The 22,387-nt window shown below is 61.8% G+C and carries 21 protein-coding genes; 19 read left to right on the plus strand and 2 right to left on the minus strand.

The genetic code is table 11. The features are described 5' to 3' along the window. Nucleotides 1-3: 3 nt before the first annotated feature. From ABIB57_RS05045 to ABIB57_RS05120, 16 genes are all read left to right on the plus strand, one after another. Entirely contained in the window at nucleotides 4-630 is a 627-nt protein-coding gene (locus ABIB57_RS05045) for an NADH-quinone oxidoreductase subunit C (RefSeq protein ID WP_354038927.1), read from the plus strand. Next, nucleotides 630-1,820, plus strand: a complete 1,191-nt coding sequence (locus ABIB57_RS05050; protein WP_354038929.1) for an NADH-quinone oxidoreductase subunit D — start codon at nucleotides 630-632, stop codon at nucleotides 1,818-1,820. Before ABIB57_RS05045 ends, ABIB57_RS05050 begins: the two co-directional genes overlap by 1 nt. Then, nucleotides 1,820-3,151, plus strand: coding sequence for an NADH-quinone oxidoreductase subunit NuoE (gene nuoE / locus ABIB57_RS05055; protein ID WP_354038931.1), 1,332 nt, complete (start codon nucleotides 1,820-1,822; stop codon nucleotides 3,149-3,151). Before ABIB57_RS05050 ends, nuoE begins: the two co-directional genes overlap by 1 nt. 9 nt (nucleotides 3,152-3,160) lie before the next feature. Beyond that, nucleotides 3,161-4,468, plus strand: coding sequence for an NADH-quinone oxidoreductase subunit NuoF (gene nuoF, locus ABIB57_RS05060; protein ID WP_354038933.1), 1,308 nt, complete (start codon nucleotides 3,161-3,163; stop codon nucleotides 4,466-4,468). A 2-nt stretch (nucleotides 4,469-4,470) separates the two neighbouring features. Continuing rightward, entirely contained in the window at nucleotides 4,471-4,758 is a 288-nt protein-coding gene (locus tag ABIB57_RS05065) for a hypothetical protein (RefSeq protein WP_354038935.1), read from the plus strand. Continuing rightward, nucleotides 4,758-6,860 carry an NADH-quinone oxidoreductase subunit NuoG gene (gene nuoG / locus ABIB57_RS05070; RefSeq protein WP_354038937.1) on the plus strand — a complete coding sequence of 701 codons (2,103 nt, stop codon included), beginning with the start codon at nucleotides 4,758-4,760 and terminating at the stop codon, nucleotides 6,858-6,860. The genes ABIB57_RS05065 and nuoG overlap by 1 nt, the downstream gene beginning before the upstream one ends. A gap of 69 nt (nucleotides 6,861-6,929) precedes the next feature. Then, entirely contained in the window at nucleotides 6,930-7,967 is a 1,038-nt protein-coding gene (gene nuoH / locus ABIB57_RS05075) for an NADH-quinone oxidoreductase subunit NuoH (RefSeq protein WP_354039685.1), read from the plus strand. Next, nucleotides 7,967-8,446 carry an NADH-quinone oxidoreductase subunit NuoI gene (nuoI, locus tag ABIB57_RS05080; RefSeq protein ID WP_354038938.1) on the plus strand — a complete coding sequence of 160 codons (480 nt, stop codon included), beginning with the start codon at nucleotides 7,967-7,969 and terminating at the stop codon, nucleotides 8,444-8,446. Before nuoH ends, nuoI begins: the two co-directional genes overlap by 1 nt. Nucleotides 8,447-8,456: 10 nt before the next feature. After that, nucleotides 8,457-9,065 (plus strand): NADH-quinone oxidoreductase subunit J, encoded by a 609-nt coding sequence (locus ABIB57_RS05085; RefSeq protein WP_354038940.1) that lies wholly within the window; start codon nucleotides 8,457-8,459, stop codon nucleotides 9,063-9,065. 9 nt (nucleotides 9,066-9,074) lie between these two features. Then, nucleotides 9,075-9,389 (plus strand): NADH-quinone oxidoreductase subunit NuoK, encoded by a 315-nt coding sequence (gene nuoK, locus ABIB57_RS05090; RefSeq protein ID WP_354038942.1) that lies wholly within the window; start codon nucleotides 9,075-9,077, stop codon nucleotides 9,387-9,389. An 11-nt stretch (nucleotides 9,390-9,400) separates the two neighbouring features. Next, nucleotides 9,401-11,500 carry an NADH-quinone oxidoreductase subunit L gene (nuoL, locus tag ABIB57_RS05095; protein ID WP_354038943.1) on the plus strand — a complete coding sequence of 700 codons (2,100 nt, stop codon included), beginning with the start codon at nucleotides 9,401-9,403 and terminating at the stop codon, nucleotides 11,498-11,500. Beyond that, on the plus strand, nucleotides 11,500-13,005 hold the full coding sequence (locus ABIB57_RS05100; protein WP_354038945.1) for an NADH-quinone oxidoreductase subunit M: 1,506 nt from the start codon (nucleotides 11,500-11,502) through the stop codon (nucleotides 13,003-13,005). Before nuoL ends, ABIB57_RS05100 begins: the two co-directional genes overlap by 1 nt. Nucleotides 13,006-13,015: 10 nt before the next feature. Continuing rightward, on the plus strand, nucleotides 13,016-14,461 hold the full coding sequence (nuoN, locus tag ABIB57_RS05105; protein WP_354038946.1) for an NADH-quinone oxidoreductase subunit NuoN: 1,446 nt from the start codon (nucleotides 13,016-13,018) through the stop codon (nucleotides 14,459-14,461). Beyond that, on the plus strand, nucleotides 14,462-15,298 hold the full coding sequence (locus tag ABIB57_RS05110) for a biotin--[acetyl-CoA-carboxylase] ligase (protein ID WP_354038947.1): 837 nt from the start codon (nucleotides 14,462-14,464) through the stop codon (nucleotides 15,296-15,298). 76 nt (nucleotides 15,299-15,374) lie between these two features. Next, nucleotides 15,375-17,048: a ribonuclease J gene (locus ABIB57_RS05115; protein ID WP_354038949.1), complete on the plus strand. Its 1,674-nt coding sequence runs from the start codon at nucleotides 15,375-15,377 to the stop codon at nucleotides 17,046-17,048. A 235-nt stretch (nucleotides 17,049-17,283) separates the two neighbouring features. Beyond that, nucleotides 17,284-17,529 (plus strand): DUF1467 family protein, encoded by a 246-nt coding sequence (locus tag ABIB57_RS05120; RefSeq protein ID WP_354038950.1) that lies wholly within the window; start codon nucleotides 17,284-17,286, stop codon nucleotides 17,527-17,529. Between the two features lie 139 nt (nucleotides 17,530-17,668). On the opposite strand, the gene ABIB57_RS05125 is transcribed toward ABIB57_RS05120, so the two are convergent. Further along, nucleotides 17,669-18,004, minus strand: coding sequence for an MmcQ/YjbR family DNA-binding protein (locus ABIB57_RS05125; protein ID WP_354038952.1), 336 nt, complete (start codon nucleotides 18,002-18,004; stop codon nucleotides 17,669-17,671). Between the two features lie 423 nt (nucleotides 18,005-18,427). Between ABIB57_RS05125 and proS the strand changes: the two genes are divergently transcribed. From proS to ABIB57_RS05140, 3 genes are read left to right on the plus strand one after another with little or no spacing between them, the layout of a single operon-like run. After that, entirely contained in the window at nucleotides 18,428-19,777 is a 1,350-nt protein-coding gene (gene proS / locus ABIB57_RS05130) for a proline--tRNA ligase (RefSeq protein WP_354038954.1), read from the plus strand. A 59-nt stretch (nucleotides 19,778-19,836) separates the two neighbouring features. Further along, nucleotides 19,837-21,144 carry an FtsX-like permease family protein gene (locus tag ABIB57_RS05135; protein WP_354039687.1) on the plus strand — a complete coding sequence of 436 codons (1,308 nt, stop codon included), beginning with the start codon at nucleotides 19,837-19,839 and terminating at the stop codon, nucleotides 21,142-21,144. Continuing rightward, nucleotides 21,137-21,823: an ABC transporter ATP-binding protein gene (locus ABIB57_RS05140; protein ID WP_354038955.1), complete on the plus strand. Its 687-nt coding sequence runs from the start codon at nucleotides 21,137-21,139 to the stop codon at nucleotides 21,821-21,823. The genes ABIB57_RS05135 and ABIB57_RS05140 overlap by 8 nt, the downstream gene beginning before the upstream one ends. A 15-nt stretch (nucleotides 21,824-21,838) precedes the next feature. Here ABIB57_RS05140 and ABIB57_RS05145 read toward each other — a convergent pair whose 3' ends face one another. After that, nucleotides 21,839-22,177, minus strand: a complete 339-nt coding sequence (locus ABIB57_RS05145; RefSeq protein WP_354038957.1) for a hypothetical protein — start codon at nucleotides 22,175-22,177, stop codon at nucleotides 21,839-21,841. Nucleotides 22,178-22,387: the final 210 nt, after the last annotated feature.

Genomic DNA, 22,387 nt, shown 5'->3' on the forward strand with positions numbered 1-22,387 from the left:
GCCATGGATACGGAAGACGTAACACCAGAGGTCCATCCGCTGCTGGCGCTCGGCAACTATGTGGGCCAGGCGATGGGCGAGGCCGTGCAATCGGTTTCGCTGAGCTTTGGCGAACTGACGCTGACCATCGATCCATCGACCATCGTCGAAGTCGCGACCTTTTTGCGCGATGACCCGGAATGCCGGTTCTTCGCCATCACCGATATCTGCGGCGTAGACTTTCCCGAGCGCGATCAGCGCTTCGAGGTGGTCTATCACTTCATGAGCCCGACCAAGAATCGCCGCATCCGCATCAAGCTGGCGGCCGATGACGTTACGCCGGTGCCGAGCATCGTCAGCGTGTTCCGCGGCGCCGAATGGTTCGAGCGCGAAGCTTACGATCTCTACGGCATGTTGTTTTCGGGCCATCCTGACCTGCGCCGCATCCTGACCGACTACGGCTTTGACGGCCACCCGCTGCGCAAGGACTTCCCGGTCACCGGCTTTGTGGAAGTTCGCTACGACGAAGAGCGCAAGCGCGTCGTCTATGAGCCGGTCAAGCTGATGCAGGAATTCCGCACGTTCGACTATCTGTCACCTTGGGAGGGTACGGACTACGTGCTGCCCGGTGACGAGAAGGCAAAGAACTAATGGCCGAAGCAGAAGTTCGCAATTTCACCATCAACTTTGGCCCCGTGCACCCTTCGGCGCACGGCGTGCTGCGTTTGATCCTAGAACTTGACGGCGAAATCGTCGAGCGCGTCGATCCCCATATCGGCCTGCTGCATCGCGGCACCGAAAAGCTGATCGAGAGCAAGACCTACCTGCAGGCCGTGCCCTATTTCGACCGCCTCGACTATGTCGCGCCGATGAACCAGGAGCACGCTTTTGCCCTGGCCGTCGAGAAGCTGCTGGGCCTGGAGGTGCCGCGCCGCGGCCAGCTGATCCGCGTGCTGTATTCGGAAATCGGGCGCCTGCTGGCGCATCTGATGAACGTCACCACGCAGGCCATGGACGTTGGCGCGCTGACGCCGCCGCTGTGGGGCTTCGAGCAGCGCGAAAAGCTGATGGTGTTCTACGAGCGCGCCTCGGGCAGCCGCATGCATGCCGCCTATATCCGGCCGGGCGGGGTTCATCAGGACCTGCCGCAGGCACTGGTCGATGATATCGACACCTTCTGCACGACCTTTCCCAAGGCGCTGGCCGATATCGACAGCCTGCTCACAAACAACCGCATCTTCAAGCAGCGCAACGTCGATATCGGCGTGGTTGATCTGGAAGATGCGTGGAACTGGGGCTTTTCTGGCGTCATGGTGCGCGGTTCGGGCGCGGCCTGGGACCTGCGCAAGAGCCAGCCCTATGAATGCTATGACGAGATGGAATTCGACATTCCGATCGGCAAGAACGGCGATTGCTACGATCGCTACCTGATCCGCATGGAAGAGATGCGCCAGTCCACGCGCATCATGAAGCAGTGCGTTGACAAGCTGAACGCCCCCGAGGGCAAGGGCCCGGTGTCCTCGCTCGACGGCAAGGTCGTGCCGCCTAGCCGCAGCGAAATGAAGCGCTCGATGGAAGGGCTGATCCATCACTTCAAGCTCTATACCGAGGGCTATAAGGTGCCGGCCGGCGAAGTATACGCCTGCGTCGAGGCGCCCAAGGGCGAGTTCGGCGTCTATCTGGTGTCGGATGGCACCAATAAGCCCTATCGCTGCAAGATTCGCGCGCCGGGCTTCGCCCATCTGCAGGCCATGGATTTCCTGTGCCGCGGCCACATGCTGGCCGACGTGTCGGCAATCCTGGGCTCCCTTGATATCGTGTTCGGAGAGGTTGACCGCTAATGGTTTCGCGTCGCCTTGCAGACGATTCGGTTCAGCCGGCATCGTTCGCCTTTAGCAATGACAACGCCAAATGGGCGGAATGGAAGATCGGGCTGTATCCGGCCGGCCGGCAGCAGTCTGCCGTCATTCCGCTGTTGATGCGCGCCCAGGATCAGGACGGCTGGATCAGCCGCGCCACGATCGAAACGATCGCCGACATGCTCGGCATGGCCTATATCCGCGTGCTCGAAGTGGCGACGTTCTATACGCAGTTCCAACTCAAGCCGGTTGGCACGCGCGCCCATATCCAGGTCTGCGGCACGACGCCGTGCATGCTGCGCGGGGCAGGCGACCTGATCGAGATTTGCCAGCACAAGATCCACCACGACCCGCACACCACCAATGCCGACGGCACGATGAGCTGGGAAGAGGTCGAGTGTCTCGGCGCTTGCGTGAATGCGCCCATGGTGGCGATTTTCCACGACACTTATGAAGACCTGACGGCCGAGACCTTCGAAACGCTGGTCGATGCGTTTGCCGCCGGCAAGGGCGACACCGTCAAGCCGGGTCCGCAGATCGACCGCGTGACCTCGGCAGCCGCCGGTGGCCGCACCACATTGCTGGAAGCGCCGACAGCGACGCGCGAAAAGTTCATTCCGCCAGTACCGCCGGAGGCGCCAGCCGCTCCTGCAGCAGCACCAGCCGCTGCTGCCCCGGCGCCCGCCGCTGCGCAGGCACCAACGACTGCCGCCAAGCCTAAGGACGTGAGCGAAGAATCTGCTCCGGCCCTCAAGGGACCTGCGCCTCAAGGCAAGGTTTCCGAGGCGAAGGCCGAAGGCGAGCGCAAGGCCGCCAATGCGTCGGCCAAGGCCAATGGCGAGCCAAACGCTGCGATGCGTCCTACGGCTACCGGCGCTGAATCGCCGGCTGGCAAGATTGATGGCGGCAAGGCTCCCGGGAAGCCCACCAAGTCGGCTCCGGCCGAGGGCGCAACGCCTGCTGGCACCGCCGAGGCCCCTGCTATCGTCGCCCCGGCCGTCCCGGCCACGCAGGTCAATCCTGTGGCTGAAAAAGGCGGCGATGCGCCGCTGTTCGTAGCGCCGGCTGGCGCGCCGGACGATCTCAAGCTGATCTCGGGCGTCGGCCCGGTGCTGGAAGGCCGCCTCAATAGCCTGGGCATCACCAAGTGGAGCCAGGTTGCCGCTTTCGGCTCGGACGACATCACCAAGGTCGAGGCAAGCCTGAACTTCAAGGGCCGCGTGACCCGCGATAACTGGCTGCAGCAGGCCAATGTTCTCGCCCGTGGCGGTGAAGCTGAATATGTCCGCGTCTTCGGCAAGAAGCCGCGGTAGGAGTGAACGATGCTCGCTGATAAAGACCGCATTTTCACCAATCTGTATGGCCAGGGCGACTGGACCCTTGCGGGCGCGCGTTCGCGCGGCGCCTGGATCGGCACCAAGGAGTTCATCGACTCCGGCCGTGACTGGATCACCAACGAGGTCAAGGCGTCGGGCCTGCGTGGCCGCGGCGGGGCAGGGTTCCCGACCGCGCTCAAGTGGACCTTCATGCCCAAGGTCAATGACGGACGCCCGCATTACCTGCTGGTCAATGCCGACGAGTCCGAGCCCGGCACGTGCAAGGACCGCGACATCCTGCGTCACGATCCGCACCATCTGGTCGAGGGGTGCCTGCTGGCGGCTCGCGCCATGGACGCGCACCTGGCTTTCATTTACGTGCGTGGCGAATTCATCCGCGAGCGCCAGCACTTGGAACGCGCCGTCGAGGAGGCCTATGAGGCCAAGCTGATCGGCAAGGACAATATCCACGGCTGGGACCTGGACATCATCGTCCATCACGGCGCCGGCGCTTACATCTGCGGCGAAGAAACCGCGCTGATGGAGAGCCTTGAAGGCAAGAAGGGCCAGCCCCGCCTCAAGCCGCCATTCCCGGCCGGCATGGGTGTCTATGGCAACCCGACCACCGTCAACAACGTCGAATCAATCGCCGTGGTGCCGGAAATCCTGCGCCGCTCCGGCGCCTGGTTCGCCAACCTCGGTCGCGCCAACAATACCGGCACCAAGCTGATGTGCGTGTCGGGCCACGTAAACACCCCGGCGACGTTCGAAGAGGAAATGGGTATTCCCTTCGAAGAGATGATCGAAAAGCACTGCGGTGGCATTCGCGGCGGCTGGGATAACCTGCTGGCCGTGATCCCCGGTGGCGCTTCGGTGCCCTGTGTGCCCGGCGAGAAGATCCGCGGTGCGCGGATGGACTTCGACGGGCTGCGCGAAGTGGGCTCTTCGCTCGGCACTGCGGCCGTCATCGTGATGGACAAGCAGACCGACATCATCAAGGCGATCTGGCGCCTCTCGGCTTTCTACAAGCACGAGAGCTGCGGCCAATGCACGCCGTGCCGCGAAGGCACCGGCTGGATGATGCGCGTCATGGAACGCATGGTCGAAGGCCGCGCCCAGAAGCGCGAGATCGACATGTTGTTCGAAGTTACTAAGCAGATCGAAGGCCACACCATTTGTGCGCTGGGCGATGCTGCCGCTTGGCCCATCCAGGGCTTGATCCGCAACTTCCGTCCCGTGATCGAAAAGCGTATCGACGAATACACCTGGTCCTCGACCAGCGACGGCGCCGTGCCGTCGATCGCGGCGGAGTGACCATGATGGCCACCAATTCCAAATACGTCATGCTCAAGGACCGGATGGAGCAGCTTGAGCTGCCGCTCATGGGCCTGGGTGTATGGGCGTTTGGAGTTGGCTCTGCTGGCTTTGCCATTGGTGGACCTGTGTTCGGCCTCGTCGGATTTGTGGTTGGCGCAGCTATTGGATTCTATTCTGTGTTCTTCGACTCGCGCCTCGCCACCATTCTCCGCGTTCCAGCGGTAATGATCGCCCTTGGCCTGTGTGTTTTCTTCGCGGGCATGTCTTTTCTTTATGGGGGCCACTGATGGCCAATATCAAAGTCGACGGTACGCTCGTCGAAGTCCCGGACTACTACACGCTGATGCAGGCGGCCGAGGCCGCGGGAGCAGAAATCCCGCGCTTCTGCTATCACGAGCGCCTGTCGGTGGCCGGCAATTGCCGCATGTGCCTGGTCGAGGTCAAAGGTGGCCCGCCTAAGCCGACCGCGTCCTGCGCCATGTCGGTCAAGGATCTGCGGCCCGGCCCGAATGGCGAGCCACCCGAAATGTTCACCAATTCGCCAATGGTCAAAAAGGCCCGCGAAGGCGTGATGGAATTCCTGCTGATCAACCACCCGCTGGATTGCCCGATCTGCGATCAGGGCGGCGAGTGCGATCTGCAAGACCAGGCAATGGCCTATGGCGTGGACAAGAACCGCTTCGCCGAGAACAAGCGCGCCGTCGAGGACAAGTATATTGGCCCGCTGGTCAAGACCTCGATGAACCGCTGCATTCACTGCACGCGTTGCGTGCGCTTCACCACTGAAGTTGCCGGTATCGCCGAGATGGGCCTGCTGGGTCGCGGCGAAGACGCCGAGATCACGACTTACCTCGAAAAGGCGTTGACCAGCGAACTACAGGGCAATGTCATCGACTTGTGCCCGGTGGGCGCGCTGACCTCCAAGCCTTACGCTTTCAACGCCCGCCCGTGGGAACTGAACAAGACCGAGTCCATCGACGTGATGGACGCCGTCGGCTCCAATATCCGCGTCGATAGCCGTGGCAATGAAGTGATGCGCGTCCTGCCGCGCATCAACGAGGCGATCAACGAAGAGTGGATTTCCGACAAGACGCGTTTCATCTGGGATGGCCTCAAGAGCCAACGTCTCGACCGTCCCTATGTGCGCAAGGCCGGCAAGCTCCAGCCCGCAAGCTGGGACGAGGCCCTCGCCGCCGTCGCTGCGCGCATCAAGAAGGCCGGCAACAAGGTCGGCGCCATTGCTGGCGACCTGGCTGCGGTTGAAGAAATGTATGCGCTGAAGGCCCTTCTGGCCTCGATCGGCTCGGGCATGACGGACGTGCGTCCGGCCATGTCGGGGATCGATCCGTCCATGCCGCGCTCAGCCTATCTGTTCAACCCGACTATTGCCGGGATCGAACAGGCTGACGCCATCCTCATCATCGGCGCAAATCCCCGCAAGGAAGCAGCGCTGATCAATGCCCGCATCCGCAAGACCTGGCGCGCCAAGGGCCTGCCGATCGCCGTCATCGGCGAGCGTGCCGACCTGACCTATAGCTATTCCTATCTCGGCGAAGGCTTTGAAACCCTGGCCGAATTGGCCGCCGGCAAGGGCGAATTCGCCGAAGTCCTGGCCAAGGCCAAGAACCCGCTGATCATCGTCGGCGAAGGCGCCGTCTCCCATGCGAAGCTCGGCAAGCAGGCCGGCCGCGACACCATCGCGCTGGCTGCCAAGCTGGCAACCGGCGCAGAAGTCGCCGAAGGCTGGAACGGTTTTGCGCTGTTGCACAATGCGGCAAGCCGCGTCGGTGGCTTGGATATCGGCTTCGTGCCCCATGATGGCGGCGTCTGCTCGGCCGACCAGATCGCGCTGGCCGGCAAGGGCGAACTCGACGTGCTGTTCCTTCTTGGTGCCGACGAATATGACACTGCGGCCATGGGCAAGGCGTTCGTCGTCTATATCGGCAGCCATGGCGACGCCGGCGCACACCGTGCCGACGTCATCTTGCCGGGTGCGACCTATACCGAAAAGTCGGGCACTTATGTGAACACCGAGGGCCGCGTGCAGATGACCAACCGGGCCGTGTTCCCACCCGGTGACGGCAAGGAAGACTGGGCGATCATCCGTGCGCTGTCCGGAACGCTCGGCAAGCCTTTGCCATTCAACTCGCTGACGCAGCTTCGCGCGGCGATCTATGCCGAATTCCCGCATCTGGCGCGGATCGACCAGATCGCGCCCGGCGCCGCTGCTGACATTGCCAAGCTGGCCAAGGCCGGTATCAAGACCAACTCGGCTCCTTATGGCTCGGCCGTTGCCGAGTTTTATCTGAGCAATCCGATCGCGCGCGCTTCGGCCGTCATGGGCGAATGCGCCGCCATGGCTGCCGGTCTGCGGCAAGCGGCGGAGTAGGGGAGCACAATGGACTTCGTACTCTCCGCACTCGACTATCTCCTGGGCATCCCCTTCTTCGGGTGGGGCATGCACATTGGATTTGTCTATAAGGCGCTGGCTTTGCTGGTCGGCCTGCTGATCTTCACCGCGTTCATCCTCCTGGCCGATCGCAAGATCTGGGCGGCTGTGCAAATCCGCCGTGGTCCAAACGTGGTCGGTCCGTTTGGCTTGCTGCAGAGCTTTGCCGATCTGCTCAAGTTCGCGCTGAAAGAGGCCATCATTCCGGCCGGCGCCGACAAGCTGCTGTTCCTGTTTGCGCCGCTGCTGACCGCCACGCTGGCGCTGGCCGGCTGGGCTGTCATCCCCGTCAATGACGGCTGGGCGATGGGCAACCTGAATATCGGCATTCTCTATGTGCTCGGCGTGTCCTCGCTTGGCGTCTATGGCGTCATCATCGGCGGCTGGGCTTCGAATTCGAAATATCCGTTCCTCGGCTCGCTCCGTTCGGCGGCGCAGATGGTATCCTACGAAGTCTCGATCGGCCTCGTCATCATCACCGTGCTGCTCTGCGTTGGCTCGTTGAACCTCAACGATATCGTGCTGGCACAACGCGATATGGGCCTGGCCCATATGATCGGCCTGCCGCAGTTGACCTTCCTCAACTGGTTCTGGTTGCCGCTGTTCCCGATGTTCGTGGTGTTCTACATCTCGGCTTTGGCGGAAACCAACCGGCCGCCCTTCGATCTGGCGGAAGGCGAATCCGAACTCGTCGCCGGCTTCATGACCGAATATTCCTCGACCCCGTATCTGCTGTTCATGCTGGGCGAGTACATTTCGATCCTGCTGATGTGCGCCATGACCACTATCCTGTTCCTGGGTGGCTGGACCAGCCCGATCGACCTACCGCCCTTCACATGGGTGCCGGGCCTGATCTGGTTCTTCCTCAAGGTCAGCCTGGTGTTCTTCATGTTCGCCATGGCCAAGGCTATCGTGCCGCGCTACCGCTATGACCAATTGATGCGTATCGGCTGGAAGCTGTTCCTGCCGCTGTCGCTGGCCTGCGTGGTCGTCCTCGCTTTCATTCTCCAGCTCACCGGCTGGGGCTGGCACGGAGGGATTGCCTGATGCAATTCGTCAACACGCTGTTCCTGCGCGAGTTCGTTTCGACCTTCTTTCTCGCCATGCGCTACTTCTTCGCGCCCAAGCCGACCATCAACTATCCCTTTGAAAAGGGCCACGTATCGCCGCGCTTCCGTGGTGAACACGCGCTGCGCCGTTATCCCAATGGCGAAGAACGTTGCATCGCCTGCAAGCTGTGCGAGGCGATCTGCCCGGCCCAGGCCATCACCATTGAGGCGGGCCCGCGCCAGAACGACGGCACGCGCCGCACGGTGCGCTACGACATCGATATGGTGAAGTGCATCTATTGCGGCTTCTGCCAGGAAGCCTGCCCGGTCGACGCCATCGTCGAGGGCCCCAATTTCGAATTTGCCACCGAAACCCGCGAAGAGCTGTATTTCTCCAAAGAGAAGCTGCTCGAAAACGGCGACCGGTGGGAGCGCGCCATCGCGGCCAATCTCAGCGCCGACGCGCCGTACCGTTGAAAGGAAGAGCATGACCCTTCCACTGTTCTTCTTTTATGTGTTTTCGATCATCGCGATCGCCTCGGCGTTCATGGTGATCTCGGCGCGCAACCCAGTTCACGCCGTGCTGTTCCTGATCTTGGTGTTCGTCAATGCCGCCGGGCTGTTCATGCTGGCCGGTGCCGAATTCCTGGCGCTGATCCTGATCGTCGTCTATGTCGGCGCCGTGGCGGTGCTGTTCCTGTTCGTCGTCATGATGCTCGACGTCGACTTCGCGCAATTGCGCCAGGGCCTACTGCAATATGCCCCGATCGGGGTCGTGGTCGGGCTGGTACTGCTGCTGGAACTGCTGTTGGTCGCCGGTAGCTTCGTGGTGTCGCCCGATGTGGCGAGCACTGCGGTGCTGCCGATCGACGGCACCATCGATAACACGCGGGCGCTGGGGCAGGTGCTCTACACGCGCTACGTGTTCCTGTTCCAGGGCGCTGCAGCGGTGTTGCTGGTCGCCATGATCGGGGCCATCGTGTTGACACTGCGGCACAAGCCAAACGTCAAGCGGCAGGACCCCAATGTTCAGGTCGGTCGCAAGGTTTCCGAAACGCTGCAAGTCGTCAAAGTCAAAAGCGGTCAAGGGTTATAGGGGTCGAACATGGGCGCAGGTATCGGGCTCGGTCACTACCTGACCGTAGCGGCAATTCTGTTCACGCTGGGCGTGTTCGGCATTTTCCTCAATCGCAAGAACGTCATCGTCATCCTGATGTCGGTGGAATTGATCCTTCTCGCGGTCAATCTGAATTTCGTGGCGTTTTCCGCCCAGCTCAACGATCTGCAGGGGCAGGTTTTCGCGCTGTTGATCCTCACCGTGGCTGCCGCCGAGGCCGCCATTGGCCTCGCTATCCTGGTTATTTTCTACCGCAACCGCGGCTCGATCGCGGTTGAAGACGTCAACATGATGAAGGGCTAAGAACCACCGCTATGATCCAGGCGATTGTTTTCCTGCCCCTCATCGGCGCCCTCATTGCGGGGCTGCTCGGGCGCACTATCGGGCATCGGCCCAGCGAATACCTGACCACAGGGCTGCTGATTATTGCAGCCGTGTTGAGCTGGATCGTGTTCCTGCCCATCGCCTTCGGTGGCGGCCTCTCCGGCGCTGAAGTCGCCGAAGGCTCCCACGAAGCGGCCGTGCTCAAGGTCGAAGTCATGCGCTGGATCCAGGTCGGCGACATGGACCTACGCTGGATTTTGCGCGTCGATACGCTGACCGCCATCATGCTGGTCGTGGTCAACACGGTGTCGAGCCTCGTGCACGTCTATTCGATCGGCTACATGGCCGACGATCCGCACCGCTCGCGCTTCTTCGCCTATCTGTCGCTGTTCACCTTCGCCATGCTGATGCTGGTGACGGCCGACAACTTCCTGCAGATGTTCTTCGGCTGGGAAGGCGTGGGGCTCGCGTCCTACCTGCTGATCGGCTTCTGGTACACAAGGCCATCGGCGACGGCCGCAGCGATGAAGGCTTTCATCGTGAACCGCGTCGGCGACTTCGGCTTCGCTTTGGGCATTTTCGGTGCCTTCATGGTGCTGGGCCATATCGACTTCGACGGCGCTTTCCATGCGGTGGCGGCGCTCGATCCGGCGGCGATGCCGGTCATGCACTTCCTGTCATGGGATTTCGATGCCATGACCGTGGTGTGCCTGCTGCTGTTCATGGGCGCCATGGGCAAGTCGGCGCAGTTCCTGCTGCACACCTGGCTGCCGGACGCCATGGAAGGCCCGACCCCGGTGTCGGCGCTGATTCATGCCGCGACCATGGTGACCGCCGGTGTGTTCATGGTGGCGCGGCTGTCGCCGCTGTTCCAGACCTCGCCAACGGCTATGACATTCGTGCTGATCGTCGGCGCCATTACCGCGTTCTTCGCGGCGACCGTCGGCCTGGTGCAGAATGACATCAAGCGCGTCATCGCCTATTCGACCTGCTCGCAGCTCGGCTACATGTTCGTAGCGCTTGGGGCAGGGGCCTATTCGGCCGGTGTGTTCCATCTGTTCACCCACGCCTTCTTCAAGGCGCTGCTGTTCCTGGGGGCCGGCGCGGTGATCCACGCCATGCACCACGAGCAGGACATGCGCAACATGGGCGGCCTGCGCAAGAAGATCCCGATCACCTATTACATGATGGTCATCGGCACGCTGGCGCTGACCGGTGTCGGCATCCCGGGCACGCAGATCGGCTTTGCCGGCTTCTTCTCCAAGGATGCGATCATCGAGTCGGCCTATGCGGTCGGCGGCAATACCGGGGCGTTCGCGTTCTGGTCGCTGGTCATCGGCGCTCTGTTCACCAGCTTCTATTCGTGGCGCCTGATCCACCTGACCTTCCACGGCACGCCGCGCGATGCCCAGCATGGTCATGCCCATGTTGACGCTCACGATGGCGCAAGCCATGACGAGCCGATCGCGGACGATCACGGCCACGACGATCATGGCCATGCTCATGGCTCGGCCTATGACAATGCGCATGAAGCGCCCAATGTCATGCTGGTGCCGCTGTATTTCCTCGCGGCCGGCGCTGTGCTGGCGGGCGTGGTCTTCTACGGCATGTTCTTCCACGAGGTTGACCATATCGAGCACTTCTTCGCCGGCTCTCTGGTCGTCAATGAGACGTTCATGGAAGCCGCTCACGCCGTGCCGCTCTGGGTCAAATGGTCCTCGACCATTGCCATGCTGATCGGCTTCGTGACCGCCTGGTACATGTATATCCGCTCGCCCGAGACACCCAAGCGCCTGGCGGAGACCAATCCTGGCCTCTACCAGTTCCTCTTGAACAAGTGGTACTTCGACGAACTCTACGACTTCATCTTCGTCAAGCCGGCGCTGTGGATCGGACGGGCGTTCTGGAAGGGGTTTGATGACCAGTTGATCGACCAGACGCTCACCGAGGGTCTTGGCCGTCGGGTGCAGAACGTCACCTCCTGGGTCACCAAGCTGCAGTCCGGTTACCTCTACCATTATGCCTTCGCCATGCTGATCGGCATCGCGGCTCTCCTGACCTGGGCCATCGCGGCCGGGGGACTGATCTGATGACCTTCGCCAATACCATCCTGACGATCCTGACCTTCCTGCCCCTACTGGGGGCGGCGATCATCCTGATCACCCCCAAGACCTCGCTGGAGGCCATCCGCTGGACGGCCTTCCTCACCACCGCGGTGACGCTAGTGCTGTCGCTGTGGATGTGGAGCCAGTTCGATACGACCAATCCGGGCTTCCAGTTCGTGGTCAATCGCGCCTGGATCGGCGACACCATCGGCTACCGCCTCGGGGTCGACGGCATTTCGGTGCTGTTCGTGGTGCTTTCGGCGCTGCTGATGCCGTTCGCCATTCTCGCCTCGTGGGAAGTGGACAAGCGCGTCAAGGAATACATGATCGTCTTCCTGATCCTGGAAACCCTGATGATCGGCGTGTTCACCACGCTCGATCTGGCGATGTTCTATGTGTTCTTCGAAGGCACGCTGCTGCCGATGTTCCTGATCATCGGCATCTGGGGCGGTTCTGCCCGCATCCAGGCCAGCTACAAGTTCTTCTTTTATACCTTCACCGGCTCGGTGCTGATGCTGCTGGCCATCATGGCCATGTATTGGGATGCCGGCACCACCGACATCGCCAAGCTGCTGACGCACGACTTCCCGCAGAGCATGCAGCCCTGGCTGTGGTGGGCATTCTTCGCCTCGCTCGCCGTCAAGATGCCGATGTGGCCGTTCCATCGTTGGTTGCCCGAAGCTCACGTGCAAGCGCCGACCGCTGGTTCGGTGATCCTGGCCGCTATCCTATTGAAATTAGGCGGTTATGGCTTCCTGCGCTTCAGCCTGCCGATGTTCCCTGATGCCTCGGCACAGTTCGCCAATGTGATCTTCTTCCTCTCGGTCGCGGCCATCATCATCACCTCGCTGGTGGCGCTGGTGCAGACCGATATGAAGAAGCTGATCGCCTATTCGTCGGTCGCCCATATGGGCTTCGTGACCATGGGCATCTTCGCCGGCAATGCCCTGGGCATCCAGGGCGCCATGTTCCAGATGATCTCGCACGGCATCGTCTCCGGCGCGCTGTTCCTCTGCGTCGGCATCATCTATGACCGCATGCATACCCGCGAGATCGACGCCTATGGCGGTCTGGTCGAGCGCATGCCGCGCTATGCCTTCGCTTTCATGGTGTTCACCATGGCGAACGTCGGCCTGCCGGGCACGTCCGGGTTTGTCGGCGAATTCCTGACCATGATCGGCGTGTTCCAGGTCAACACCTGGGTGGCGTTCGGCGCTGCCTTCGGCGTGATCTTCTCGGCCTGCTATGCGCTGTGGCTCTATCGCCGGATCATCTTCGGCGCCCTGACCAAGGATAGCCTCAAGGCCATCCTCGATCTGAACCTGCGCGAGAAGGTTATTCTCTACCCGCTGATCGTCTTGACCCTGGTGTTCGGCTTCTATCCGGCCCCCATTCTCGACACCACGGCTGCGGCCGTCGATGCGCTGGTTGCCCAATATTCTGCTTCGGTTGGCATTGCTGCGCCTGCCGAAGCTGTCGTAGCCCACTAGGAGGGGACAAGTGGTTTCCGACATTACCGATTTCGCCAGCCTGGCCCCCGCCTATCCCGAGATGGTCGTCGCCATCGGCGCCGTCATCCTGCTGCTGCTCGGCGTCGTGCTGAACAAGGAGCGCTCGAGCCTCGTCGCCATGCTGGCCATCGTGCTGCTGCTCGGCACGGCCGTGCTGGTCATGGCGCGGCCTGTCGACGGCGTCATCTTCAATGGCACCTTCATTGCCGACGGCTTTGCCCGTTACATGAAGGTTCTGGTGCTGGGCGGCTCGGCCTTCTCGCTGATGCTGGCACTGCCCCATGCTGTCGAAAACGGCACCCATAAATGGGAATATTCCATCCTCGTGCTGCTGGCGACGCTGGGCATGATGATGATGGTTTCGGCCAACGACCTGATGAGCCTCTATATCGGGCTCGAACTGCAGTCGCTGGCGCTCTACGTGCTCGCCGCCATCAAGCGCGACGACCCGAAGGCGACCGAAGCCGGCCTCAAGTATTTCGTGCTCGGCGCGCTGTCGTCCGGCATGCTGCTCTATGGCGCATCCTTGATCTATGGCTTTACCGGCCATACCAACCTGCAGGAAATCGTCATTGCCATCGCCAATCAGGGCCGCTCGATCGGGCTGATTTTCGGCGTGGTGTTCCTGCTCGCCGGTGTCGCCTTCAAGATCTCGGCCGTGCCGTTCCACATGTGGACGCCCGACGTTTACGAAGGCGCGCCGACCCCGGTGACGGCTCTGTTCGCCACCGCACCCAAGGTCGCCGCCATGGCGCTGATGGTGCGGCTGGTGATGGATACGTTCCAGCCGATCGCCCATGACTGGCAGCAGATCGTCATCTTCCTGTCGATCGCCTCGATGGTGCTGGCGGCTTTCGCCGCTATCGGCCAGAAGTCGATCAAGCGCCTGATCGCCTATTCGTCGATCGGCCATGTCGGCTTCGCGCTGGTCGGCCTGTCCTCGGGCACCGAGGGCGGCATCGAAGGCGTGGCGATCTATATGGCGATCTACGTTGCCATGACGGTTGGCCTGTTCGCTTGCCTCTTGTCGCTACGCACGGCCGATGGCTATGTGGAGAATATCTCCGACATGGCTGGTGCCGCCCAGAAGCGTCCATTCGTCGCCGCGATCATGGCGGTGATGATGTTCTCGCTGATCGGTATGCCGCCGCTGGCCGGGTTCTTTGCCAAGTGGCACGTGTTCCTGGCTGCTATCGACGCCCAGCTCTATTTGCTGGCGGTGATCGGCGTGCTCGCCTCGGCAGTCAGCGCGTTCTATTATCTGCGCGTGGTCAAGACGATGTATTTCGACGAGCCGGTCCGCGATTTCGTCGCCGTGCCCAATGAACTCAACATCATCATGGCGATCAGCGGGTTCCTCGTGATCACCTATTACTTCACCGTCGGCAGTCCCCTTGCGGGCCTCGCCCATATCGCCGCCGGAAGCCTGCTCTAGGTGAGCAGCTTTTCGCTCGGTTCCAAGGCGCGCGCGGCCGGATATCGGCTGCGCGGCTTTGACACTGTCGGCTCGACCAATACGCAAGCATTGGAAGCCGCAGCCGCTGGCGATGCCGGCGGCATCTGGTTTGTGTCCAAACACCAAACCTCGGGCCGGGGCCGCCGCGGCCGGCAATGGGATTCCCCGATCGGCAATCTCGCCGCCACGCTCTTGATCGTGCCCGATAGCGATCCCACATTGGCGGCAACGCTGGGTTTTGTGGCCGGCGTCTCCCTCAATCGCGCACTCTCAGCCATCCTGCCCAATGGCGTGGTCAAGCTGGGGATCGATGGCGCCGATGGTGTCTCGGACGGCAAACGTGCAAGAATCGCGCTCAAATGGCCCAATGACGTTTTGGCCGATGGCGCCAAGCTTGCGGGAATTCTGCTTGAAGCTCAGAAGCTTCCCGACGGTCGTCACGCGATTGCCATCGGTTTTGGCGTCAACGCGGTTGCGGCGCCGCAGGGTTTGCCGTATCCCGCAACCAGCCTTGTCGAACTGGGCACCACGCGCAGCGCCGAAGATATTTTCGAAGCACTGAGCGATGCCTGGGTCGACACCTTCTCGCTGTGGCGGGACGGCAGTGGCATTGCCGATGTGCTGACGCAATGGCGCGGCGCAGCGGCGGGCATTGGCGCACCGGTCGCGGTCAACCAGAACGGCGCGACCGTGCGCGGGATTTTTGAAACCATCGACGACGCCGGACGACTGATCGTGCGCGCCGATGACGATAGTCGCATCGCTATCACGGCGGGCGATGTACATTTTGGGGCAACGGCCAGCGCCCGAAGCTGACCATAGATGATGGCGTGACGACCGGCGGAACAAGGGGTCCACCGGGGGCGCGCCTGACAAAAGGACTAAAGAACCCATGGCTAAAAACCAAAGGGACGAACTCGTCTTCGTGCCGCTCGGCGGCGTTGGCGAAATCGGCATGAATATGGGCGCTTACGGGTTTGGCCCCGAGCGCTCGCGCAAGTGGATCGTCGTCGATTGCGGCGTTTCGTTCGGCGGGCCTGACCTGCCCGGGATCGAGCTGATCATGGCCAATCCCGAATTCCTGGAAGAACGCGCCGACGATGTGCTGGCGCTGATCCTCACCCACAGCCACGAAGACCATTACGGCGCCGTGCTCGACCTGTGGCCCGGTTTTGAAAAGCCGGTCTATGCCACCCCGTTCACCGCCGCCATGCTGGCGGCGAAGCGGGCAGGGGACGGCATTGTCGAAAACGTGGCCGTCACGATCATGACGCCCGGCAAGCCGTTCACGGTTGGCCCGTTCACCGTGGAGGCGATCAACGTCGCTCACTCGATCCCCGAGAGCAACGCCCTGCTGATCACCACCCCGATCGGCCGCGTGCTGCATACCGGCGACTGGAAGCTCGATCCGACACCGGTCGGCAACAAGCCGACCGACGTGGCGCGCCTACAGGCGATCGGCGCCGATACCAGCCTGCCACTGGCGCTGATCTGCGACAGCACCAATGCGATGAAGGACGGCGAGAGCCCGAGCGAAGCCGAAGTCGCCGCGAACCTGGCCGCCATGATCGCCGAATCGCCCAACCGCGTTGCGGTGACCACCTTCGCGTCGAACGTCGGCCGCGTGATCTCGATAGCCAAGGCCGCCGAAAAAGCTGGCCGCCATGTGGTGATGTCGGGCCGCTCGCTGCACCGCATCACGGGTATTGCCCGCGAACTGGGCATGCTGGAAGGCTGCCCGCCGCTGCTGGACCAGGATGCCTACCGCACCATTCCGCGCAACAAGATCGTGCTGCTCTGCACCGGCAGCCAGGGTGAAGCCCGCGCCGCCATCGCCCGCATCGCGCGTGGCGAGCATCCGGTGATCGACCTGACCGCCGGCGATCGCATGATCTTTTCGTCCTGGGCCATTCCGGGCAATGAGCGAGAAGTCAACGACATCCAGAACATGCTGATCGACAAGGGCGTCGAGGTCATCACGCAGAAGGATGGCCTGGTCCACGTCACCGGCCATCCGCGCCGCGAGGAACTCAAGCGCCTCTATGGCTGGCTGAAGCCCGAAGTGCTGGTGCCGGTGCATGGCGAAGCGATGCACTTGATGGCCCATGCCAAGCTGGGTCGCGAAGAGGGCATCCCCAACGTCATCGACGCTCGCAATGGCGACATGGTCCGCCTGTTCCCCGAGCCGCTGGCCTTCCCGGCCGAAGTGCGCACCGGCGAACTCTATCTCGATGGCCTCGTGCTCTGCACGCCCGACGAAAGCGGCGTCAAAGGCCGGCGTCGCCTGTCATTCGGCGGCCATATCGTGGTCAGCCTCTGTGTCAATGGCAGCGGCCAGGTGGTCTCTGGCCCCGATCTGGTGATCGAGGGCCTGCCGGAAACCGAGGACGAGTCGCTAACCGAGCTGGTGGAAAACACCATTGCGGGCGTGCTCAAGAGCGTGCCGCCCAAGCGCCGCAGCGATACCGAAGTGCTCAACTCGGCCCTGTTCAAGGCCGTGCGCAACGAGGTCAATGCCTATTGGGGCCGCAAGCCGAACGTGTCGGTGTTCGTACACCGGGTCTAGCCTTCACCTCTCCCTTTCGGGGAGAGGTCGGCGCGCAGCGAAGGGTGAGGGGGCCTTCCCCGGCACACCTCACCCAGTAAAGGCCCCCTCACCAGACCCAAGTGGGTCGACCTCTCCCCCAAAGGGAGAGGTGAAGAGATATAGCTGCGACAATTGGTGCACGATGTCGTGGTTCGACAACCGCGTCGCGAGGTCTAGTGTGCCGCAACTTTAACGACCCGTCGGAATCCCCGCCATGCAGATCGGTTCGCTCCTCGCCGTCTATTTCGTCATCTGGTGGCTGTGCTTTATCCTGGTGCTGCCGATTGGATCGCGCAGCCAGGCGGAGGCCGGGGAGATCGTCCGTGGCTCCGACCCCGGTGCGCCCGCCGTGCTGCGCATGTGGCCCAAGGTGCTGGCGACGAGTGTATTGGCGATCGTTGTTACGGCTCTGCTGTTCTGGGGCCTCAGCAATCCGACGCTCAAGGAATATTGGAACTAGCACGGGCATTCTGTCCCGTGGCTTCGGAACACTCTTCTTCCCGCGGACTTGATCCGCGGGCCTCTCGCCGCTTGCGCCGGTTGAGAGTGGCCCGCTGGAAGGGCTATGGGTGTGGATGGTCTTTGCACCCGCCTGAAAATTACCGCGCCCGCTTGCGCGCGACCACTTTCGGCTCGGCGTGGCGCCAGGCCATGTCCAGTACATCGCTGAGATCGGCTTCCGTCGCGGCGGGCAGGTAGATTGTGGTCCAGCCCTGTCGACCCCAGGCATTGTCGAGCGGCTTGAAAATGTCTTCCGCCACAGTGCATTTGAGCTCCTGCTCATCCGGCGTCAGCTTGAGATTGGCGGTCATGCCATCGCCGGCCAGCGTCACGTAAATCCGCGCAACCTTGAATGCCGCGCGGTCGAAATGCGGCGCTTCGGTCGTGCCGGGCAGGGCCAGGGCTAGTCGTCGCAGGTCGGCGGCATTGGCCATTTGGCCTCCAGGGATAATGGTCAAATTGGCAAGTCTGCCGAGGCTGTAGCCATGCGTGCGGCGCGCAGCATCAAGGCCGCGCAATCGACAGTTTCGCACGGACGGAAGACAATGCCCAAGCCAGAACGTGCAATCGATTACACAAACAAAAAAGCAGGGCCCAAAGGCCCTGCTGAATTGAGTTTGTTCGACAATACGCTGGTCTTAGGCACGCTACGAAAGCGGCAGCCAACGCTCCTCCCTTGACGTTGTCGACGTCCGGCGGTTTGGAACCACCTTTGTTTTATTGAGGCAGACCCTAACAACAAGAATCGGCCCTGTCACGCAGATTCTGCATGGCTTGCATGCTTGCCACGGATGGACTTGTAGGATTTCAGTGGGCACTAACAAAAGCCTTGAGTCGCCGTCAGTTTTGGAGTCGTCATGCGTCTGTCCCGCTACTTCCTCCCCGTGCTGCGCGACGTTCCCAAAGAGGCCGAAATCGTCTCGCACCGCCTGATGTTGCGCGCCGGCATGATCCGCCAGCAGGCCTCCGGCCTGTATTCCTGGCTGCCGCTTGGCTACAAAGTGCTGATGAAGGTGCAGAAGATCATCGAGGAGGAGCAGAACCGCTCCGGCGCAATCGAACTGCTCATGCCCACCATCCAGTCGGCCGATCTGTGGCGCGAAAGCGGGCGCTACGATGCCTATGGTAAGGAAATGCTGCGCATCGAGGACCGGCACGAGCGCGAATTTCTCTATGGCCCGACCAATGAGGAGATGATCACCGACATCTTCCGCACTTATGTGAAGTCCTACAAGGACTTGCCGCTGAACCTGTACCACGTGCAGTGGAAGTTCCGTGACGAAGTGCGTCCCCGTTTCGGCACCATGCGCAGCCGCGAATTTTTGATGAAGGACGCCTATTCGTTCGACCTGACCAAGGAAGACGCGGTCAAGGCTTATGAACGCATGTTCGTGGCCTATCTGCGCACCTATTCGCGCATGGGCCTGACGGCGATCCCGATGCGCGCCGATACCGGCCCCATCGGTGGCGATCTCAGCCATGAATGGATCGTGCTGGCCGAGACAGGCGAAAGCGCCGTGTTCTGCGATCGCCGCCTGCTCGACAAGCCCATTCCGCCCCAGGACATCGACTTCCGCGGCGATCTCAAGCCGGTGTTCAACGACTGGACTTCGCTCTATGCCGCGACCGAAGACATGGTCGATATGGCTGAGTTTGAAGCGGCAGTTCCCGAGGAACATCGGGTTTCTGCACGCGGTATCGAAGTCGGCCATATTTTCTACTTCGGGACCAAGTATTCCGAGCCGATGAAGGCGACCGTGACCGGTCCCGACGGCAAGGAAATAGTCGTGCACATGGGCTCTTACGGCGTCGGTCCGACGCGGCTCGTTCCTGCGATCATCGAAGCGTTCCATGACGAGGCGGGCATTGTCTGGCCAGTCAGCGTTGCTCCGTTCGAGGCCGTGCTGATCAACCTCAAGGCAGGCGACGCCGAATGCGACGCGGCTTGCACCAAGCTCTATGAAGAGCTGAATGCGGCCGGCATCGACATGCTTTATGACGACCGCGACCAGGGGGCAGGGGCCAAGTTCACCACCGCGGACCTGATCGGCATTCCCTATCAGCTGATCCTGGGGCCGCGTGGCCTCAAATCAGGTGAAGCCGAAATCAAGCATCGCAAGAGCGGCGAGCGCGAAACCCTGCCGATCGCCGATGCGGTTGCCCGTATCGTCAGCCTGATCGAACCGCAAAGGCGGAATGACATTTGAGCGACGCGACAGCGCCTGTACTCAACAAGGGAACGCGGGCGTTTGCGCGTTTCGAATGGATGATAGCGGGCCGCTATTTGCGCGCCCGTCGCAAGGAGGCGTTCATTTCGGTGATCGCCAGCCTGACAATGGTCGGCCTCGCCATCGGCGTGGCCACACTGATTGTCGTCATGTCGGTAATGAACGGTTTTCGCGCCGAGCTACTGACCAAAATCCTTGGGCTGAACGGCCACTTCACCGCCTTCCCGATCGAGCGCGAGTTCACCGACTACAAGGAAACCATCGCCAATCTGCAAAAGATTCCGGGCGTGGATTTCGCCGTCTACTATGTCGAAGGCCAGGTTCTGGCTTCGGGCAAGGGCAGCTCCACCGGCGTCACCGTGCGCGGCATGGACGAAGAAAATATCAAGAAGCTCAAGCTGCTCTACAATGCCGCCGACCAGGGCGGCTGGGACAATTGGGACACCAGCAAGGGAATCGCCATCGGCTACCGGCTGGCCCAGACGCTGGGTGTATCGCTCGGCGATAGCGTCACCATCATCAATCCCGATGGGGCAATGACGCCGTTCGGCACCACGCCACAGATCCGGTCCTACCCAGTCAATGTGATCTTCGATCTGGGCATGGTCGAGTTCGACAGCTTCTTCATGTACATGCCGCTGGAGCCGGCCCAGAGCTATTTCAAGCTCTATAAGGACGAGCTCAAGCCCGGCCTGAAGCCGCTCGATCCGATGGCGACCGATGCGGAAATCGATGCCGCCTATACCCGCGTTGGCCAGGCCTCGGCCGCTGAAATCTTCATCCACGATGCCGACGACATCACCAATATGCGCGCCAAGCTCCAGGCCGACCCGTCTACGCGGCCGCTGGTGCTGACCGATTGGCAGCAGCGCAACGAGACCTTTTTCTCGGCGTTGCAGGTCGAGCGCGTAGTGATGTTCACTATCCTCTCGATGATTATCCTCGTGGCGGCGTTCAACATCATCTCCAGCCTGATCATGCTGGTGAAGGACAAAAGCTCGGATATCGCCGTGCTGCGCACCATGGGCGCCACGCGCGGCTCGATCATGCGCATCTTCTCCATCACCGGCACCACGATCGGATTTGTGGGAACGCTGATCGGCCTCGGGCTTGGCCTGCTCGTAGCGTCCTATGCCGAGCCGCTGCGGGCCTTCCTGTCCAACACGCTGGGCGTGGCGATCTTCCCGCCCGAAGTGTTCTTCCTCGCGGCCCTGCCGTCCAAGACTGATCCGGTGGAGGTCACAGTCGTGGTCTGCCTTTCGCTGGGCCTGAGCTTCCTCGCGACGCTGTATCCGGCCTGGCGCGCCGCCCAATACGACCCCGTCGAGGCCCTGCGTTATGAGTAAACCGCATCTGGTGCTGACCGACGTGCATCGCCACTACGGGCAAGGGGACAAGATGGTCCGCGTGCTTGAGGCCGCCAACCTGACGGTGGAAAGCGGCGAGATGGTCGCGCTGGTGGCGCCCTCGGGCGCTGGCAAATCGACGCTACTGCATTTGAGCGGGCTGCTGGAAAGCCCGCAGGGCGGCGAGATCGAGATCATCGGCATCAAGACCAGCAAGCTGGGCGATCGCGGACGGACGCAATTGCGCCGCTCGACCGTGGGCTATGTCTACCAGTTCCACCACTTGCTGCCCGAATTCACCGCGTTGGAGAACGTCTCCATTCCGCAATTGATCGCCGGCCAGTCGCAGGCCGCGGCCGACAAGCGCTCGATGGAATTGCTCGACCTGCTCGGTGTTGCACCGCGCGCCAGCCATCGCCCCGCCGAACTTTCAGGTGGCGAACAGCAGCGCATCGCCATTGCCCGCGCCGCCGCCAATCATCCCAAGGTGATTCTGGCCGACGAGCCGACCGGCAATCTGGATCCCGAAACCAGCGACCTGGTGTTCGGGGCCCTCCGTAACCTGATCAAGAACGAGGGCGCGGCGGCGCTGATTGCTACCCACAATCATGATCTGGCGCGGCGCGCCGACCGAATCGTGACGCTTCGCGGTGGGCTTGTGGTGTCGCACAGCCTGTAGCGGCACCGCCGAACGCTACTCGTCCTGCATGCTGGCTTTGCGAGCCTGTTCGGCAATGACCGCCAATCGCCGCCGCGCGGTCTTGAGTTCCGCCGTCAGTTTCTGGTTCTCCGCCTTGAGCTGGCGCATTCGGGCTTCGGCCGCCTCGTGATGCTCGATGCCATATTCGTGGATGCGCTTGACCACGACCTTGCTCGGAACCACCTGCGGATGCTCCAACAATTCCCGCCAGGTAAGATCGAGCGTGCCGACAAGCTTGTGCGCAGCCAATGCAGCCGACGCGCGCTCGCCGGCATGGTCCGATCCCAGCATACCAAGGATACGGGTGAGCTTGGTCAATGTTGTCGGCTTCACCGCGTCCTCCTCATGTGCAAGCGAGGATACATGGTTTTGGACCGAGCCGAAAAGCAGAGCGAATGGCCACATTTCCGTGTGCGCGGCCATCTGAGAAAGGGCGGCACCGCCATCTCCTAACGAATTCCTAACCAAGCGAGGGCAATCCCCGCTGTGCACGCAGTTCTCCGTGGACAGGAACAAATAGCGAACTTATAAGAACGTATCGGA

The organism is Devosia sp. UYZn731 (assembly GCF_040546795.1).
Taxonomy (GTDB): domain Bacteria; phylum Pseudomonadota; class Alphaproteobacteria; order Rhizobiales; family Devosiaceae; genus Devosia.